An 18039-nucleotide genomic window follows, 5' to 3' on the forward strand; every position below is an offset into this window, starting at 1 on the left:
CGGTCCGGCTCGAGACCGGGGAGGGGGCCGGCGACCTATGACATCAGGAAGCGGCGAAAATGAAGGTGGTTGCCGGCGGGGACACCGTCAAGGTTTGCGCAGGCCGAGAAGGCCGGGAGCGGCATGCCAGACCGCCTGGACGGCAAAGCCCATGAACAGGAGTCCGGAGAGCCTGACGATCGCCAGTTCGTGGCGACGATAGAAGCGTCGTACCACCGAGGCACCGATGATGGCGACCAGGATCAGGTCGGCAACGAGAAAGCCGACCAGCGAAACGCCGAGCAGCGCCGGCAGCGCATCGAATTCAAGCGCATTGGCGGAACCGGCAAGCAGGGCCGTGAAGGTTGCGAGCGCGACCGGATATCCCTTGGGATTGGTGAGCCCGAAGATCAAACCGCGTCGCAACGGACGCTCGACCGTCAAAAGCGCCCGATTTTCGCCGGCCGGCCGCGCCCGTAGCGCCGTCCAGCCGATCCAGCCGAGATAGGCACCGCAGAAAAGGCCGAGAATATCGAAGATCGTCGTGCCGACGGAACGGGCGCCGACGATTGCGACCAGCGCCAGCGTCGACCAGAGGATATCGCCAGCCAGATGCCCGCCCATGAATAGGGCGCCTGCCTTGCGCCCCTGACCGGCACCGATACCGAGCAATGCCAGAAAGGCGGGGCCTGGAATGAGCGTATAGGAGAGGGCGGCGAGAAAGGCTCCGATCAGCAGCGTCTCGGACATGGCATATTCCTGATTTTATCGCCGGCATTCGATCCCGCAGCACCGATTCCGTCAAGAGGAAAGCAAGGCATTCGATGCCAGTCGTTGCACCGGTAGAGCCGGGACCGTGGCCCGCCCCGTTCCTCATTTCCCCGCGCGCCATTCCATGTGCCGACCGCCAAGGCGGTCACCGTCCGCTGATCAGGCTGACAAAGGTCAGGGCATCGTTGTCGCCTGCGGCATCGCCATTACGGCGCTGATGAGTTTTCGCATGATTGCGCTCCTCTCCCGGGGCTGAGCCTGCCCTCGGACACGCTCGCACCGGCAGCATTCCATCTGCCTGCACAACCGCCTGTTTCTCCGGGAATGCGCGGCCACGACGGACGCACAAATCTTTCGTCGCAATGATTTCCCTCGACACGAAGTTGCGCTAGAACGCGGCCTGCAGCGCCGTGCATCTGTTCAGACGCACGAAGGCCGCGTAGCACTATTTGAAGGGCTGCATGTTTTCCCCTTGGATCGGCCAGGATCTGAGCAAACATGCAGTCAGTTTTCCCCGCGAGAAGGACTATCCATGACTGTGCGCAACCTCTTCCTTCTGCCCGGCGACGGCATCGGCCCGGAAGCCATGGCGGAAGTCCGCAAAATCATCGCCTACATGAATGCCGAGCTTGGCGCCGGCTTCGTGACGGACGAGGGCCTGGTCGGCGGTTCGGCCTATGACGCCCACGGCCAGGCGATCTCGGAGGCGGACATGGCAAAGGCGCTGGCCGCCGATGCGGTGCTGTTCGGCGCCGTCGGCGGCCCGAAGTGGGATGCGGTGCCCTATGAGGTCCGCCCGGAAGCCGGTCTGCTGCGCCTGCGCAAGGACCTCGAGCTCTTCGCCAACCTGCGGCCGGCGATCTGCTATCCGGCGCTCGCCAGCGCCTCGTCGCTGAAGCCCGAGCTCGTCGAAGGCCTCGACATCCTGATCGTGCGCGAGCTGACCGGCGGCGTCTATTTCGGCGAGCCGAAGGAGATCATCGATCTCGGCAACGGCCAGAAGCGCGGCATCGACACCCAGGTCTACGACACCTACGAGATCGAGCGCATCGCCGGCGTCGCCTTCGAGCTTGCCCGCACGCGGCAGAACCGCGTCTGCTCGATGGAGAAGCGCAACGTCATGAAGTCGGGTGTGCTGTGGAACCAGGTGGTGACCGAGACGCACAAGGCGAAATACGCCGACGTCCAGCTCGAGCACATGCTGGCGGATGCCGGCGGCATGCAGCTGGTGCGCCAGCCGAAGCAGTTCGACGTCATCGTCACCGACAATCTGTTCGGCGACATGCTGTCGGACGTGGCGGCGATGCTGACCGGCTCGCTCGGCATGCTGCCGTCGGCCTCGCTCGGCGCCCCGGATGCGGTCAGCGGCAAGCGCAAGGCGCTCTACGAGCCGGTGCATGGTTCGGCCCCGGACATCGCCGGCAAGGGCATTGCCAACCCGATCGCGATGATCGCCTCCTTCGCCATGTGCCTGCGCTACTCCTTCAACCTGGTGAAGGACGCCGACAATCTGGAGAAGGCGATCGCCAACGTGCTCGACCAGGGCATCCGCACCGGCGACATCATGGCCGAAGGTGCGAAGAAGGTCGGCACGACAGAGATGGGCGACGCCATCCTCGCCGAGTTCAAGGCGCTGTCGGCCTGATCAGCGGACGATGCCGCAGCGCGTGGCGTCGGCCCGACGCGCCACCCGACAAACAGACACCTCCGGATGCGCATCCGGAGGTGTCTTGCGTTTAGCGCCTTGAAATTGCCAAAAGATCCGACACATCGAGAGAGATGGGCCGAGAGCCAGTCAAACGCAATGACCGCAGGATTGACGAGAGATGGCGGCTGGACGGAGAGTCATGAAACGACCATTAGTGGCCACCGGATGGATCTTGCTGACGACGATCGTCCTCGTGTTCGCCCTCGTTCCGCTGGACCCGTTTCTGTCCCAAAAGGCGCAAGGCTTGCCGGCCAGCATCGTGGCCTTCAACGAAACGATCACCGACTTCGGTCGCTTCGGCTGGATGATCTATCTTTCCGCCACTGCCCTGGCCGCCGCCTTCGTCGTGCGGCGCGCGGCAAAACAGGAGCCGCTCCAGCGCAAGGCAAGCACCGCCCGCGACCTTGCCGCCTATTTCCTCCTGACGATCGGCACAGCCAGCGCGCTGGTGCACACACTGAAGATTCTCGTCGGCCGGGCCCGGCCGGAGCTCTTTACCGAACTCGGCGCCTATAGCCTGACGCCGTTTGCCAACACCAATCTCTACGAGAGTTTTCCCTCCGGCCATTCGACCGCCGCCGGCGCCTTCTTCGGCGTCTTCGCCATGCTGCTGCCGAAGCTGAGGCCGCTGTTTCTGATCCTGGCGCTAATGATCGGCGTCTCCCGCGTCATCGTCGGCGCGCACTATCCAAGCGACGTCGCTGCCGGGCTGCTGCTCGGCCTTTGGACATCGGTGATGATGGCCTTTCTCTTCGCCAAATATGATCGGCTGTTCCATCTCGGTCCAGGCGGCTGGCCGTTGCTCGGACGCAGCGACCAGGCCAAATAAAAAGCCGGCGCGGAAGGCCGCGCCGGAGTCAGGAGAGCCATGATAGCTCGGGGAAGATCTGGGCAATTCCGGGCGAAACGGGTTTTCCGCCCGGAATTGCGTGATTTCAGCCTCTAATCCATCACGTGGATGTCGCGATCCTTCGTTTCCGGCAGGAACAGCAGACCGATCACCAGCGTGATGCCTGCGAATACGATCGGGTACCAGAGGCCGTAGTAGATGTCGCCCTGGGCCGCGCTCATCGCGAAGGCCGTTGCCGGCAGCAGACCGCCAAACCAGCCATTGCCGATGTGGTAAGGCAGCGACATGCCGGTGTAGCGGATGCGGGTCGGGAAGAGTTCGACCAGCAGCGCGGCGATCGGGCCGTAGACCATCGTCACGTAGATGACGAGCACGGTCAGAACGGCGATGATCGTTGTCCAGTTGACGTTGGCGGGATCCGCCACCATCGCGAAGGTGCCGCCGCCGGCGATCGTGTAGACGGCCATTTCGGTGGCAGTGCCGACTTCATCCTTGGTCAACAGCTTGTCAGCGATCAGCTTCTCCGCCGGAACCATGGTCTTTTCGCCGCCGCGGATAGCGGCCGCATCGAGCGACAGTTCCGGGTTGGCCGCGACGAAAGCGTCGAGCTTGGTTTCCGCAACCTTGGCCGCGCCGCGAACCAGCGGATAGCCGGCCCCGTGCAGCGCCATGTTGACCTGCTTTTCAAAGGCGGCGTTCGAAGCCTTGGCCTTATCGCCGGCGGCAATCGCATCGTAGCTATTGATCGTGGTTTCCCCGACCTTGACCGTTGCGGCCGTGCCGGCGGCTGCGGTCGTAACGACGTCGTAAGGCACGGAGTTCTTGGTCAGGAACGCGGTTGCGATATCGCATGAGGTGGTGAATTTCGCCGTACCGGTCGGGTTGAACTGGAACTTGCAGTCGCCCGGTGCTGCGGTCACGGTGGCGCGGACCGTCGCCTGGGCCTGAGCGAGCGCCGGGTTACCGGCCCAGGTCAGCGCCTTGAACAGCGGGAAGTAGGTAAGCATGGCAAGCAGCAGACCGGCCATGATGATCGGCTTGCGACCGATCTTGTCGGAGAGCCAGCCGAAGAACACGAAGAAGCCGGTACCGATCAGCAGCGAGGCAGCGACCATCAGGTTGGCGGACTGGCCGTCCACCTTGAGCACGCCCGTCAGGAAGAACAACGCGTAGAACTGGCCCGAGTACCAGACGACTGCCTGACCGACGACAGCGCCGAACAGCGCCAGAAGTGCAATCTTGGCGTTCTTCCACTGACCGAAGGCTTCCGACAGCGGCGCCTTCGAGCCCTTGCCCTCTTCCTTCATCTTCTTGAAGGCGGGCGATTCGTTCATCTTCAGACGAATCCAGACCGAGACGCCGAGCAGAGCGACCGAGACCAGGAACGGAATGCGCCAGCCCCAGGCGGCAAAGGCTTCCTTGCCGACGGCAAACTGCACGAGCAGGATCACCACCAGCGACAGGAACAGGCCGAGCGTCGCCGTGGTCTGGATCCAGGAGGTGAAATAGCCGCGGCGCCCGTGCGGCGCATGTTCGGCCACATAGGTGGCGGCACCGCCATATTCACCGCCGAGCGCCAGGCCCTGCAGCATGCGCAGGGCGATGAGCAGGATCGGCGCGGTGATGCCGATCGAGGCAGCGCCGGGCAGGACGCCGACGAGGAAAGTCGACAGGCCCATGATCAGGATGGTGACGAGGAAGGTGTATTTGCGGCCGACGAGATCGCCGAGCCGACCGAAGACCAGTGCGCCGAACGGACGCACCAGGAAGCCGGCGGCGAAGGCCAGCAATGCGAAGATGTTGCGTGTCGTTTCCGGGTAGGCACTGAAGAACGTCGCGCCGATGTAGACGGCAAGCGAACCATAGAGATAGAAATCGTACCATTCGAATACGGTACCGAGAGACGAGGCGAAGATGACCTTCTTCTCCTCGCCGGTCATCGGACGGGTTCTTACATCGTCCGCTGTCGCGACATTTGCCATTTCGTTTATCCTCCACTCCAAAACAGTTGTTGGAGCGCCCATTGGCTGGTCCGGCATTCCTCCCTTGAATGTCCAGACGTGGTGCGCCTGATCCCGAGGATGTCAGAAAAGCGCCGCCGCAGGCAGAGATGCTTTCGGCTTATGACTTTCGTCTAATGCGGCGATCGACCGCGGAGGGTCCGGCAAAGACGCCGTAGCGCCGCCATGTCTTGACTCTTCCCCAAAACCGCGTAAGAGCAGCGTCGAACGAGGAAATCACCACCATGCGACCGATCGGTCCAGCCATTGCTGCTTTGATCCTGCCGGCTCTTGCCGCGGGGCAGGATGTCGATTTTTCGTTCGCTTGCAAAACAACGGCCAAAACGACGACGAAAACCGTCTGACGTCTCTGGCCCTCCGCTCTCTCCCCGGTAAGGCCGGGGACCGGAACCTTCGCGGCAGCGCGCGCAGTTCCCCCTCCACCCGATGAGGAGAGACAGAAAGAGAGCTTAGATCATGGGTTTCAAGATTGCAGTTGCAGGCGCCACCGGCAATGTCGGCCGGGAGATGCTGAACATCCTTTCCGAACGCGGCTTTCCCGCGGATGAAGTGGTCGCCCTCGCTTCCGCCCGCTCCCAGGGCACGGAAGTTTCCTTTGGCGACAAGACCCTCAAGGTCAAGAACCTCGAAAATTACGATTTCTCCGATACCGATATCTGCCTGATGTCGGCCGGCGGCGCGGTTTCGCTCAAGTATTCGCCGAAGATCGGCCAGCAGGGCTGCGTCGTCATCGACAATTCTTCGGCCTGGCGCTACGACGCCGAAGTGCCGCTGATCGTTCCGGAAGTAAACCCGGACGCGGTCTCGCTCTTCACCAAGAAGAACATCATCGCCAACCCGAATTGCTCGACCGCACAGCTCGTCGTCGCGCTGAAGCCGTTGCACGACCACGCCAAGATCAAGCGCGTCGTCGTCTCGACCTACCAGTCGGTTTCCGGTGCCGGCAAGGAGGGCATGGATGAGCTCTTCAACCAGACCCGCGCGGTCTTCGTTGCCGACCCGATCGAATCGAAGAAGTTCACCAAGCGCATCGCCTTCAACGTCATCCCGCACATCGACGTGTTCATGGAAGACGGCTACACGAAGGAAGAGTGGAAGGTCTTGGCTGAAACCAAGAAGATGCTCGATCCGAAGATCAAGGTGACCTGCACCGCCGTGCGCGTTCCCGTGTTCATCGGCCATTCGGAATCGGTCAACATCGAATTCGAAAACGAGATCACCGCCGATGAAGCGCGCGATATCCTGCGTGAGGCACCGGGTTGCCTGGTCGTCGACAAGCATGAAAACGGCGGCTACGTCACCCCTTACGAATGCGCCGGCGAAGATGCGACCTACATCTCGCGCATCCGCGAAGACGCGACGGTCGAAAACGGCCTCAACCTGTGGGTCGTCTCCGACAACCTGCGCAAGGGCGCCGCACTGAACGCGATCCAGATCGCCGAGCTCCTGGTCAACCGTGGCCTCATCAAGCCGCGCAAGCAGGCAGCCTGAAACAGGCAGTAGAGCAGTTCTTCCCGCCGAGCCCATCCGGGCTTGGCGGGTTTCCCGTTTCACGGGCCATGGGCCGTGTCGCCCCGGATTCACGTGAAACGACGATAAAGTTACCCGCCGCTCCCGGCAGGTGACACCGCCGGCGAAGGCTGGCATTTTTTGAAAGCAACGAGATTCGGGCTATGACGGGGTATTTCATGCACAGGGCAAAGTGCGTAGCAGTGGGGCTTGCTGCCCTGATTTCGACTGCAATTTTTCCGGCGGTGGCATCTGCCGCCCAATGCGGCAATGACGGAAGCGGCTTTGCTGCCTGGGTGCAGAACTTCAAGCAGGAAGCCTCCGGCAACGGGATCAGCCCTGCGGTCCTCGATCGCGCCCTCTCGAGCGTCTCCTACAACAAGGCCACGATCCGCGCCGACCGTGGCCAGAAGAGCTTCAAGCTGTCACTTGACCAATTCATGCAGAAGCGCGGTGGCCAGGCGATCATTTCCCGCGGCAAGAAGATGAAACAGCAGAACGCCGCGCTGTTCACCAGCATCGAGCAGCGTTTCGGCGTCCCGGCCGGCCCGCTGATCGCCATCTGGGGCATGGAGACCGGCTTCGGTGGCTTCATGGGCAAGGAGCATACGCTTTCGGCCGTGTCGACGCTTGCCTATGACTGCCGCCGCTCGGACTACTTCACCGATCAGCTCTATGCGGCGCTGCGGCTCGTGCAGCGCGGCGACCTGAGCCCGGATGCGCGCGGTGCTGCCCACGGCGAGATCGGCCAGACCCAGTTCCTGCCGGCCAACGTCTTGAAGTATGGCGTCGATGGCGATGGCAATGGCCACATCGACATGGTGCGCTCCAAGGCCGACGCGCTGGCTTCGACCGCCAACTTCCTGCGCGGCCACGGCTGGCAGCCGGGTGCAGGCTATCAGCCCGGCCAGGCGAACTTCGGTGCGATCCAAGGCTGGAACGCGGCAAGCGTCTACCAGCAGGCAATCGCCATCATCGGCGCGGAGATCGACGGCCTCTGATCTTTGGGATGTCCGACCTTTTCTGAGATAGTCTCAAGCCCGGTTCGATGGACCGGGCTTTTTGCTGGCTACATGCCCGGGCGGGAGAAGTCGCCGGTCGCCGGGTCCATCACCCAGAGCTCGCCGGTCGAGATGTCGAACCAGGCGCCATGCAGGTGAAGCTTGCCCTTGGCCTCGAGGATCTGAACGCAGGGGAAAGTGCGCAGGTTGGCAAGCGAGTTGCGGATCGAGACCCGCTCGAGCGCACGCTGGCGCTCCGCCTGGGTCATGATGTCGTTGCTCTGGATCTGCTCGGCTGCCGGCTTCAGGAGGTGCATCCAGCGACCGATGAAATCACCGGGCGACAAGGGCTCGGCATCCGGATCGAGGGCCGCCTTGATGCCGCCGCAGCGGCCATGCCCCATCACGACGATATCGCTGACGCGCAGCGACTGCACAGCGAACTCCAGGGCGGCCGACGTCGAGTGATAGTGACCGTCGGGCTCATAGGGCGGCATGAGATTGGCGACGTTGCGCACGACGAAGAGTTCACCCGGGCCGCTGTCGAAGATCGTTTCCGGCGCCGCACGCGAATCGCAACAGGCAACGACCATCGTCTTCGGCTTCTGGCCGGTTTCCGCGAGCACCTTGTAGCGTTTCTGCTGCTCGTTGAAGCGGCCATTCATGAAGTTGCGGTAGCCGTTCAGAAGGTGATCCGGAAAACGCTGCTGCTGCTTGTCCATCGGTTTCTCCGCTGCTGCTTCGAGCCAGACGCGGGCCTTCGCCCGCATCACGCTCCAAGTCATGAAAATCATCATGATCTAAAGTTCAATCCACGATGTCTTCCAGGCATCGTCGATGAACAGCTTCTTCTATTTTCGCCGTATCTGATTCGGATGTACCAGCCGGCGCATCTGCACCATCGCCATCGGCGTCGAAAGGCTCGAGGCGTCCTGCTCGATCGTCAGTTCATCGGCACCGCGCTTGACGCTGCGCGCGATGATCTCGAACACGCTCGCAGTCGCCATCTGCAGTGCGCGCTCTTCTGAAAGTCCTTCGAGAAGTCGCGCCAGGAACACGGCAGTCAGCAAGTCGCCTGTGCCATTCGGCGGGTTCTCGACGAGCCGATGCTCGGCAAGCAGCGCATGATTGCCCGAAAGGAACAGGTTGCCCGTACCGCCGCTCATCATCGGCACTGCCGAGGTCACCAGCACGCGGGCCGGGCCGAGGCCGAGAGCGGCATCGAGGATCGCCGTATTCGTTTCCAGCGTGGCGCCGGAGAGCCAGGCAAGCTCGAAGCGGTTCGGTGTCGCCAGATTGGCAAGCGGCAGCAGCCGGTCGCGAATGGCCGTCGCGGTCGCCTCCGGAACATAGAGCCCGCCGGCATCGCCGATGACGGGATCGCAGGCATAGATGAGTTTGGGATTGCGCTCTCTGAGAGCTGCCACCAGTCGCGCGACACCCTCGGCCTGGCCGGCCGAGCCGAGATAGCCCGAAAGCACGGCGCGCACCTCGCCCACCCAGGGCGCGGCAATGAGATTGTCGATCACCGACTGGAAATCCGCATCCGCAATGGTGACGCGCGTCGAGCGCCCGTGCCCGGGATGCCAGGGAAGAATGACCGTCGGCAGAGCCCAGACCGGATGCCCCAGCGTCTCCAGCGCGAAGACTGCGGCCCGGTTGCCGACCTTGCCACGTACGACATGGCTCGAGATGACGATGACGGCGCCGGGCAGGGAGGGCATTTCGGGCATCGACGAGTCCAATCCTTCAGTCTAGAACTCTGATCACCCGACTGTCACCGCCCTGTCAACAGCCGATGGCAAATAGGTCCCGCAGAAGCCGCTGGCGTTTTCGTGCTTTTTCATCGATTTTCGAGCAATTTTCGCGAAATTGCCTTCGATTTAAATGGATTTAAGCTGTTTTCACGTGAAATTCTCCGATTTTGGGCTCGATTTTGCCGAAATCGGCGTAAAAAGCGGTCGCCATTAGCCATGGTTCTGATAGGGTTTGGCCTATCATGAGTGGGAGAGACTTCATGGGCGTGAAATACAATCCGAAGCGGGACAGACACATCGACGCAGCAAAGGCGGCCGCCATCAAACTGGGCGTCGACGGGCTGGCGCCGGAAATCCTCTTCGGTGGGGCCAGCAACGACGACCTCGATCTCTATTCGGCGGACATGCTGGCGCTGACTGCAGCCCATGCGCACCGTGAGCTCGCCCGCTGGGATGGCGGCAAGCCACAGGTTTCGGTGGAGAGCGTCGCCGGCGTCGCACCTGGCGGCACCGAGGTTTCGATCATCGCGATCACCGAACGCAACATGCCGTTCCTCTATGATTCGATCATGGGGGAGATCACCAGCACCCACCGCGACATTCACCTCGCGATCCATCCCATCCTGGTTCAGGAACCGGGCAAGCCGGCGAAGCTCTTCGATCCGGACGAGGCAAGCGATCCGGCACACCGCGTCAGCCACATCCAGATCCATCTGACCAAGCTGGCACCCGTCGAGGCCGAACACCTCAGCAACCGCATTCGCGACGTGCTGGAGCAGGTGCATCAGACCGTGCACGACTGGCCGGCGATGACGGCGCTGCTCGACCAGGCCATGCAGGAACTCGAGGCCTACAACGCGTCGCGCAAGAAGAGCGACCGTGACGAGGCGCTCGCCTTCCTTCGCTGGCTGCGCGACAACAACTTCACCTTCCTCGGCATGCGCGAGTACACCTATTCGGGCAAGGGCGAGAAGGCAGCCGTCGAACGCGGCAAGGGCAGGGGCCTCGGCATTCTTTCCAACCCGGACGTACGCGTCCTGCGCCAGGGCAAGGACGCGGTGCTGACCACGCCGGAAATCCTCGCCTTCCTTGATGGCCCGGATTTCCTGATTGTCACCAAGGCCAACGTCAAGTCGGTCGTGCATCGCCGCGCCTATATGGACTATGTCGGCGTCAAGCGTTTCGATGCCGACGGCAATGTCACCGGGGAATTGCGCATCGTCGGCCTGTTCACCTCCACGGCCTACACCCGCCAGGCATCCGAGATCCCGCTGCTGCGCCACAAGATCGAGAAGATCGTCGATCACTTCGGCTACGACCCGCAGAGCCATTCCGGCAAGATGCTGGCAAACACGCTGGAGTCCTATCCGCGTGACGACCTGTTCCAGATCGATGTCGGCCTGCTTGCCGCCTTCTGCGAGCAGATCAACGAGCTCGGCGACCGGCCGCGCATCCGCGTGCTGCCGCGCATCGACCATTTCGACCGTTTCGTCTCGGTCATCGTCTTCGTGCCGCGCGAACAGTATGATTCGGACGTTCGCGAGAAGATCGGCGACTACCTGAAGACGGTCTATGACGGCCGCGTCTCGGCTTACTACCCGGCCTTCCCGGAAGGCGGCCTGGCCCGCGTCCACTTCATCATCGGCCGTTCCGCCGGCAAGACCCCACGCATTCCGCAGGCCAAGCTCGAGGAAGCTGTCCGCGAAATCGTGACGCGCTGGATCGACCGGTTCGATCTGCTCGCCCGCAAGGACGGCATCGAACTCAATGTCGACGAAGCCTATCAGTCATTCTTCACCCCGGCGGAAGCCTATGCCGACCTCGCGGATATCGCCGCCTGCAAGATGGAAGACCCGATCCGGATCTCCTTCTATCACTACCCGCGCGCCGTCACGCGCGCCGATACGGCAGAGCTGAAGATCTTCCATGCCGGCGAGCCCGTATCGTTGTCGCGCCGCGTGCCGCTGCTCGAAAACCTCGGCTTCCGGGTGATCAGCGAGCAGACCTACGATATCGGCGTCAAGGTCCATGGCGAAGACGAGCGCAAGGTCGTGCTGCACGACATGGAGCTGATCCACCGCGACGGGCACACGCTGAACCTCGACAAGACGGGCCCGGCTCTGGAGGAGGCGTTCCTCGCCGCCTGGAACGGCACGATCGAGGACGACAACTTCAACCGGCTGATCCTGCTTGCGGGCCTCAATGCCCGCGAAGTCACGGTGCTGCGCGCCTATGCCCGCTATCTGCGCCAGGCCGGCATCACCTATTCGCAGGGCTATATCGCCGACACGCTGAACAAGTATCCGGCGATCGCCGCCGAGATCTTCAAGCTGTTCGTGACCCGCATGGATCCGAAGCTCGAGGAAAAGCCGCGTGCCAAGAAGTGCAGCGCCCTGGTTTCCGCGATCGAAGACGCGCTGTCAGCCGTTCCGAGCCTCGACGAAGACCGCATCCTGCGCCGCTACGTCAACGCGATCGAAGCGACGCTCAGGACCAACTACTTCCAGCATGACGCAGAGGGCAAGCCGCGCGCGGTTCTCGCCTTCAAGCTCGATCCGAAGCAGCTCGACGGCCTGCCGGAACCGCGTCCGTTCCGCGAAATCTTCGTCTACGGCACCGAGGTCGAGGGCGTGCACTTACGCTTCGGCAAGGTCGCTCGTGGCGGCCTGCGCTGGTCGGACCGCGCTCAGGACTACCGCACGGAAGTGCTTGGCCTCGTCAAGGCGCAGCAGGTCAAGAACGCCGTCATCGTGCCGGTTGGCGCCAAGGGCGGCTTCTACCCGAAGCAGCTCCCGGTCGGCGGCACCCGTGACGAGGTCTTCAAGGCCGGTACCGAGGCCTACAAGACCTATATCCGCACTCTGCTCTCGGTGACCGACAACATCGTCGGCCAGGATATCGTGCCGCCGGCCGATACGCTGCGCCGCGACGGCGACGACCCGTATTTCGTCGTTGCCGCCGACAAGGGCACGGCAACCTTCTCCGACACCGCCAACGGCCTTGCGCAGGAAGCGGGCTTCTGGCTCGACGACGCCTTCGCCTCCGGCGGTTCCGCCGGCTACGACCACAAGAAGATGGGCATCACCGCCCGCGGCGCCTGGGAGACCGTCAAGCGGCACTTCCGCGAGATGGACATCGACATCCAGACGACGCCCTTCACCGTCGCCGGTGTCGGCGACATGTCGGGCGACGTCTTCGGCAACGGCATGCTGCTCTCGGAGAAGATCCGCCTGATCGCGGCCTTCGACCACCGCGACATCTTCATCGATCCGTCGCCGGATATCGAAGCCTCCTTTGCCGAGCGCAAACGCATGTTCGCCCTGCCGCGTTCGAGCTGGCAGGACTATGACCGCAAGACCCTTTCCGAGGGCGCGATGATCATCTCGCGTGCCGAGAAATCGGTGACGCTGACGCCGCAGGCGATGGCGGCCATCGGCCTCGACAAGCAGAAGGCGACCCCCTTCGAGATCATGAACGCGATCCTGAAGAGCCAGGTCGACCTGCTCTGGTTCGGCGGCATCGGCACCTATGTGCGCGGCAGCAACGAAACGGATGCGGAAGTCGGCGACCGTGCCAACGATGCCATCCGCGTGACGGCCGAAGAGGTCCGCGCCCGCGTCATCGGCGAGGGTGCCAACCTCGGCGTTACCCAGAAGGGCCGCATCGGCTTCGGCCTCAATGGCGGCCGCTGCAATTCGGATGCCATCGACAACTCGGCGGGCGTCAACTCCTCGGACGTCGAGGTCAACATCAAGATCGCGCTTGCTTCCGCCATGCGCGACGGTCGCCTGACCCGTGCGAAGCGCAACACGCTGCTTGCCTCGATGACCGAGGAAGTGGGCCATCTGGTGCTGCGCAACAACTACGAGCAATCGCTGGCGATCTCGCTGACCGCGATGCAGGGCCTCGGCAACCGCACGGCGCTTGGCCGGCTCATGACGCGCCTCGAGGCCGACGGCCATCTCAACCGCAAGGTCGAGACGCTGCCGACCGACCAGGCGATGACCGAGCGCTACCAGGCGGGCAAGCCGCTGACCCGCGCGGAAATCGGCGTGCTGCTGTCCTACTCCAAGCTCGTTCTCTTCGATGAGCTGATTGCGAGCGAACTGCCTGACGATCCGTACTTCACGGCGACGCTGGAGCGCTACTTCCCGGCGAAGATGCGCAAGGCCTATGCGGGCGACATCCGCGGGCATCGCCTGCGCCGCGAAATCATCGCGACGATCCTCGCCAATGAGGTGATCAACCGTGGCGGTCCCGCCTTCGTCTCGACCCTGACGGACGCCACCGGCTTCCTCTCGGCCGATGTCGTCAAGGCCGCAGTGCTGGCACTCGACGGCTTCGACCTGCCGCGCATCTATGACGAGATCGACGCGCTCGACAACAAGATCGGCGGCGGCCTGCAGAACATCCTCTACCAGGAAGTCGGCCGCATCTTCACGCTCGTCACCGAGCGGGCGTTGCGTACCCATGCGGCGACCGGCTCCGTCTCCGAGGCCGTATCGCGCCTGCGTGACGGCCTGCAGAAGCTGCGCGCCACGATGCGCACCGCGGTTTCCGGCGAGAGTGCCGAAGAAGCACGGCTGAAGACGGCGGCCTTCGTCGAGGGCGGCGTACCGGCCAAGCTCGCCGAGGAAATCTCGGAACTGACGCTGATGACGCTCGTGCCGGAGATCATGCAGATTGCCGCTGAAACCGGCGAGACGCTGAGCCGCACGGCGCAGAGCTACTTCGCCGTCACCGATACGCTTCGGATCAACCGGCTGCTGGCGGCCTCCGATCGCGTTCCGGCAACGGAGCAGTTCGAGGCCATGGCTCTGTCGCGGGCCGTCTCCGATATCGCCGCGGCACGGCGGGAGATCACAGCAGCAGCGCTGCGCGAGCAGAAGAAGGAACGCAATCCGGTTGCCGCCTGGGAGGAGAGCGCGCGTGTCCGTGTCGCCCAGGCGACCGGCCAGCTGCAGCTCCTGACCGAGAAGGGCGAAACGACGCTCGCCAAGATCACGGTTGCTGCAGGCCTCCTCAACGACCTGGCGCGCGGAAGGGCGCAGTGAGACGGTTCGTCCCGTCTTGATCGGCACGGATCGGATCGGACCGGTCCGCCTGAACAGGACGAATGGGGGCGTGGGCAGTTTTTTCGCCCGGATCCCGCTCTGGACCTTTTGGAATCGGTCCGATTGAAGATAGGCTGCGCCGCGCGTTCCAGGGACGCGCGGCGCAGTCGTTTCGGGAGGGGGACCTTGCAGATTTTGGCCGAGAGGACGGAAGAACAGCCGCGGACATCGCGCGCAGGCATCGCCGGCTGGATGCTGTTCGACTGGGCGGCGCAACCCTTCTTCACCGTCGTCACCACCTTCATCTTCGGCCCCTACTTCGTCTCCCGATTGACCGAGGATCACGCCGTCGGCCAGGCGATGTGGGGCTACACGCTGACCGTTTCCGGCATCATCATCGCGGTCCTTTCGCCAGTGCTGGGTGCCATCGCGGACGCGACCGGCCCGCGAAAGCCCTGGATCGCCTTCTTCGCCGTCATCAAGATGACATCGCTGGCTATGCTCTGGTTTGCGGCCCCGGGCTCTCCGATCCTCTACCCGGCGATCTTCATGGTGCTCGCGACCGTCGCGGCCGAATTCTCGATCGTCTTCAACGATTCGATGATGACCCGGCTGGTCGACGAGAAGGATGTCGGCCGCATCTCCAACATCGCCTGGGGTCTCGGCTATCTCGGCGGCATGATCGTGCTGATCGCCGTCGTCGCATTGCTTGCCGGCAACCCCGAAACCGGCAAGACGGCAGCCGGCATCGATCCCTTGTTCGGGCTGGATCCGGCAACGGGGGAGGACGCGCGCATCACCGGACCGATTTCAGCACTTTGGTATTTCGTCTTCATCCTGCCGATGTTCCTGTTCACGCCTGATGCGACCAAGGCGACCATGTCGCTCGGCAAGGCGACCGTGACCGGCCTCAGAGAGCTCAAAGGCACGCTCGGCGAACTCAGGGATAGAGCCGGCATTCTGCGCTTCCTGATCGCGCGCATGATCTTCCAGGACGGCGTCAACGGCCTTCTGGCACTCGGCGGCACCTTCGCCGCGGCCATGTTCGGCTGGCGGACGCTGGAACTCGGCATCTACGGCATCATTCTCAACGTCGTCGCCATCGGCGGCTGTCTCTATGCAAGCAGGCTCGATGCCCGGCTCGGTTCCAAGGCCATCGTCACCGCCAGCCTCATCTGCCTTATCGTTGCGACGATAGGCATCGTCTCGACCGGGCCCGGCTTCACCGCCTTTGGCTTGATACCGCTATCGACAGACGACTCCGGTGCGCTCTTCGGCACCGCCGCCGAGAAAGCCTACATCCTCTACGGACTGCTGGTCGGCATCGCCTTCGGTCCGGTACAGGCCTCCTCACGCTCCTATCTCGCCCGCAGCGTCAGCCCGGACGAGGCAGGCCGCTACTTCGGCCTCTATGCGCTCTCCGGCCGCGCCACCTCATTCCTCGCCCCGGCGGCGGTTGCCACGATCACGCTTGCCACCGGCTCGGCCCGCACCGGCATGATGGCGCTCATCGTCTTCCTTGCGGTCGGTTTCCTGATCCTGCTGCGCACGCCGTATCCGGCCGACACCAGACACAAGAAGGCCGCCGAGTCCTGGGGACGCGACGGCCTCTGACTGTTGATCTACAGGCAAACTCCGGGACATGCGTCGAACGCTATCCCGGTGTCGTCTCAGTGACGGAAGTGGCGCATGCCGGTGAAGACCATGGCGACGCCATGTTCGTCGGCAGCGGCAATCACCTCTTCGTCACGCATCGAACCACCCGGCTGGATGACGGCGGTTGCACCCGCGGCGATCGCCGAAAGCAGACCGTCGGCAAAGGGCAGGAAGGCTTCGGAGGCGACAGCGGAGCCCTTGGTGAGCGGCGTGGCCAGGCCCAGGGCCTTGGCCGCTTCCTCGGCCTTGATTGCCGCGATGCGAGCGGAATCGACGCGGCTCATCTGGCCGGCGCCGATGCCGGCGGTCTGGCCATCCTTCGCATAGACGATCGCGTTCGACTTGACGTGCTTCGCCACCTTGAAGGCGAACTTCATGTCCTCGAGTTCCTGAGCGGTCGGTGCACGCTTGGTCACGACCTTGAGCTCGAGATCTTCGACCATGCCGTTGTCACGCGTCTGCACCAAAAGGCCGCCCGAGACGGTTTTGGCCGCAAGGCCCGGAATGCGCGGGTCCGGCAGGCCGCCGGTCGAAAGCAGGCGCAGGTTCGGCTTGCGGGCGATCACGGCCTTGGCCGCGTCACTCACGGACGGAGCGATGATCACTTCGGTGAACAGCTTGACGATTTCTTCCGCCGTCTCCGCATCGAGTTCCTGGTTGAGCGCGATGATACCGCCGAAAGCCGAGGTGGAATCGCAGGCAAGCGCCCGGCGATAGGCTTCGGCAAGCGTCGGCGCGGTGGCGACGCCGCACGGATTGGCATGCTTGATGATGGCGCAGGCCGGCGCCTTCTCCGGCAGGAATTCGCCGACGAGTTCGAAGGCGGCATCCGTATCGTTGATGTTGTTGTAGGAAAGCTGCTTGCCCTGCAGCAGCGTCGCGGTGGCGACGCCCGGGCGGTTCTCGCCGGTGAGGTAGAAGCCCGCCTTCTGATGCGGGTTCTCCCCGTAACGCATTTCTTCCTTCAGCACGCCGCCGATGACGCGGTGGCGCGGCATCGCCGTATCCAGCGCCTCGGCAAACCAGTTGGAGATAGCCGCATCGTAAGCCGCAGTGCGGGCATAGGCCTTGGCCGCCATCTTCTGGCGGAACGCATAGGTCGTCTTGCCCGCGTCAAGCTCTTCGAGCAGCAGCGGATAGTCAGCCGGATCCGTGACGATCGTCACATAGGCATGGTTCTTGGCCGAGGCGCGGATCATTGCCGGGCCGCCGATGTCGATGTTCTCGACGGTGGTCGGATAGTCGCCGCCCTTGGCCCGGACTTCTTCGAAGGGATAGAGGTTGATGATCGCGAGGTCGATCGCGGTGATGCCGTGCGTGGACATGGCGGCGACGTGTTCGGCATCGTCCCGGATTGCCAGCAGGCCGCCATGCACGCCCGGATGCAGGGTCTTCACCCGGCCATCCATGACTTCGGGAAAACCGGTCAGTTCGGAAACGTCACTCACCGGCAGGCCGGCTTCCGAGAGTGTTTTGTGCGTGCCGCCGGTCGATACGAGCCGGATCCCCTTCTCGTGAAGGGAACGCGCCAGATCGACGACGCCGGTCTTGTCGGAGACGGAGAGGAGGGCGGTGCGGACCGTAACCTCGTTCGGGGCGGGGATTTTCTTGGAGGCGACAGCCATCAACCATGCTCCTTTGGCGGCGCCGGACGCCCGGGAGGATGCTCCGGCGGTTGGGATGGCTGCCCGTTAGCATAGCTTGCCGGTCGAAGAAACCTCCACGAGGCGGCA

General features: G+C 63.4%; 11 protein-coding genes. 6 read left to right on the forward strand and 5 right to left on the reverse strand.

Going from position 1 to position 18039, the window contains the following annotated elements; all coding sequences use genetic code 11:
• Positions 1 to 87: 87 nt before the first annotated feature.
• On the reverse strand, positions 88 to 729 hold the full coding sequence (locus tag BHMPCIPO_RS17350; RefSeq protein WP_173517917.1) for a LysE family translocator: 642 nt from the start codon (positions 727 to 729) through the stop codon (positions 88 to 90).
• Between the two features lie 553 nt (positions 730 to 1282).
• Here BHMPCIPO_RS17350 and leuB point away from each other — a divergent pair.
• Together leuB and BHMPCIPO_RS17360 are read left to right on the forward strand one after the other, a co-directional pair.
• Positions 1283 to 2395: a 3-isopropylmalate dehydrogenase gene (gene leuB / locus BHMPCIPO_RS17355; protein WP_173517918.1), complete on the forward strand. Its 1113-nt coding sequence runs from the start codon at positions 1283 to 1285 to the stop codon at positions 2393 to 2395.
• A 202-nt stretch (positions 2396 to 2597) separates the two neighbouring features.
• Positions 2598 to 3287 (forward strand): phosphatase PAP2 family protein, encoded by a 690-nt coding sequence (locus BHMPCIPO_RS17360; RefSeq protein ID WP_173517919.1) that lies wholly within the window; start codon positions 2598 to 2600, stop codon positions 3285 to 3287.
• A 113-nt stretch (positions 3288 to 3400) separates the two neighbouring features.
• On the opposite strand, the gene BHMPCIPO_RS17365 is transcribed toward BHMPCIPO_RS17360, so the two are convergent.
• Entirely contained in the window at positions 3401 to 5290 is a 1890-nt protein-coding gene (locus BHMPCIPO_RS17365) for an MFS transporter (RefSeq protein WP_173517920.1), read from the reverse strand.
• A gap of 495 nt (positions 5291 to 5785) precedes the next feature.
• Here BHMPCIPO_RS17365 and BHMPCIPO_RS17370 point away from each other — a divergent pair, with 495 nt between their 5' ends.
• Positions 5786 to 6820, forward strand: coding sequence for an aspartate-semialdehyde dehydrogenase (locus tag BHMPCIPO_RS17370; RefSeq protein ID WP_173517921.1), 1035 nt, complete (start codon positions 5786 to 5788; stop codon positions 6818 to 6820).
• A 197-nt stretch (positions 6821 to 7017) separates the two neighbouring features.
• Entirely contained in the window at positions 7018 to 7839 is an 822-nt protein-coding gene (locus BHMPCIPO_RS17375; RefSeq protein WP_173517922.1) for a lytic murein transglycosylase, read from the forward strand.
• Positions 7840 to 7907: 68 nt separating this feature from the next.
• Here the strand turns inward: BHMPCIPO_RS17375 and BHMPCIPO_RS17380 are convergent, their stop codons facing one another.
• Complete coding sequence (locus BHMPCIPO_RS17380; protein ID WP_173518208.1) at positions 7908 to 8561, reverse strand: carbonic anhydrase; 654 nt, start codon at positions 8559 to 8561, stop codon at positions 7908 to 7910.
• 129 nt (positions 8562 to 8690) lie between these two features.
• Positions 8691 to 9572 carry a pyridoxal kinase PdxY gene (gene pdxY / locus BHMPCIPO_RS17385; protein ID WP_173517923.1) on the reverse strand — a complete coding sequence of 294 codons (882 nt, stop codon included), beginning with the start codon at positions 9570 to 9572 and terminating at the stop codon, positions 8691 to 8693.
• Between the two features lie 284 nt (positions 9573 to 9856).
• On the opposite strand from pdxY, the gene BHMPCIPO_RS17390 reads away from it, so the two are divergent.
• Both BHMPCIPO_RS17390 and BHMPCIPO_RS17395 read left to right on the forward strand, forming a co-directional pair.
• A complete protein-coding gene (locus BHMPCIPO_RS17390; protein WP_173517924.1) occupies positions 9857 to 14650 on the forward strand; it encodes an NAD-glutamate dehydrogenase in 4794 nt (1597 codons plus the stop codon).
• Between the two features lie 186 nt (positions 14651 to 14836).
• Positions 14837 to 16264: an MFS transporter gene (locus tag BHMPCIPO_RS17395; protein WP_173517925.1), complete on the forward strand. Its 1428-nt coding sequence runs from the start codon at positions 14837 to 14839 to the stop codon at positions 16262 to 16264.
• A gap of 56 nt (positions 16265 to 16320) precedes the next feature.
• On the opposite strand, the gene purH is transcribed toward BHMPCIPO_RS17395, so the two are convergent.
• The gene (gene purH / locus BHMPCIPO_RS17400; protein ID WP_173517926.1) at positions 16321 to 17931 is read right to left on the reverse strand and encodes a bifunctional phosphoribosylaminoimidazolecarboxamide formyltransferase/IMP cyclohydrolase; all 1611 of its coding nucleotides are present in this window, start codon (positions 17929 to 17931) and stop codon (positions 16321 to 16323) included.
• Positions 17932 to 18039: the final 108 nt, after the last annotated feature.

Origin of the sequence: Ensifer sesbaniae (assembly GCF_013283665.1) — a bacterium.
GTDB lineage: Bacteria > Pseudomonadota > Alphaproteobacteria > Rhizobiales > Rhizobiaceae > Ensifer > Ensifer sesbaniae.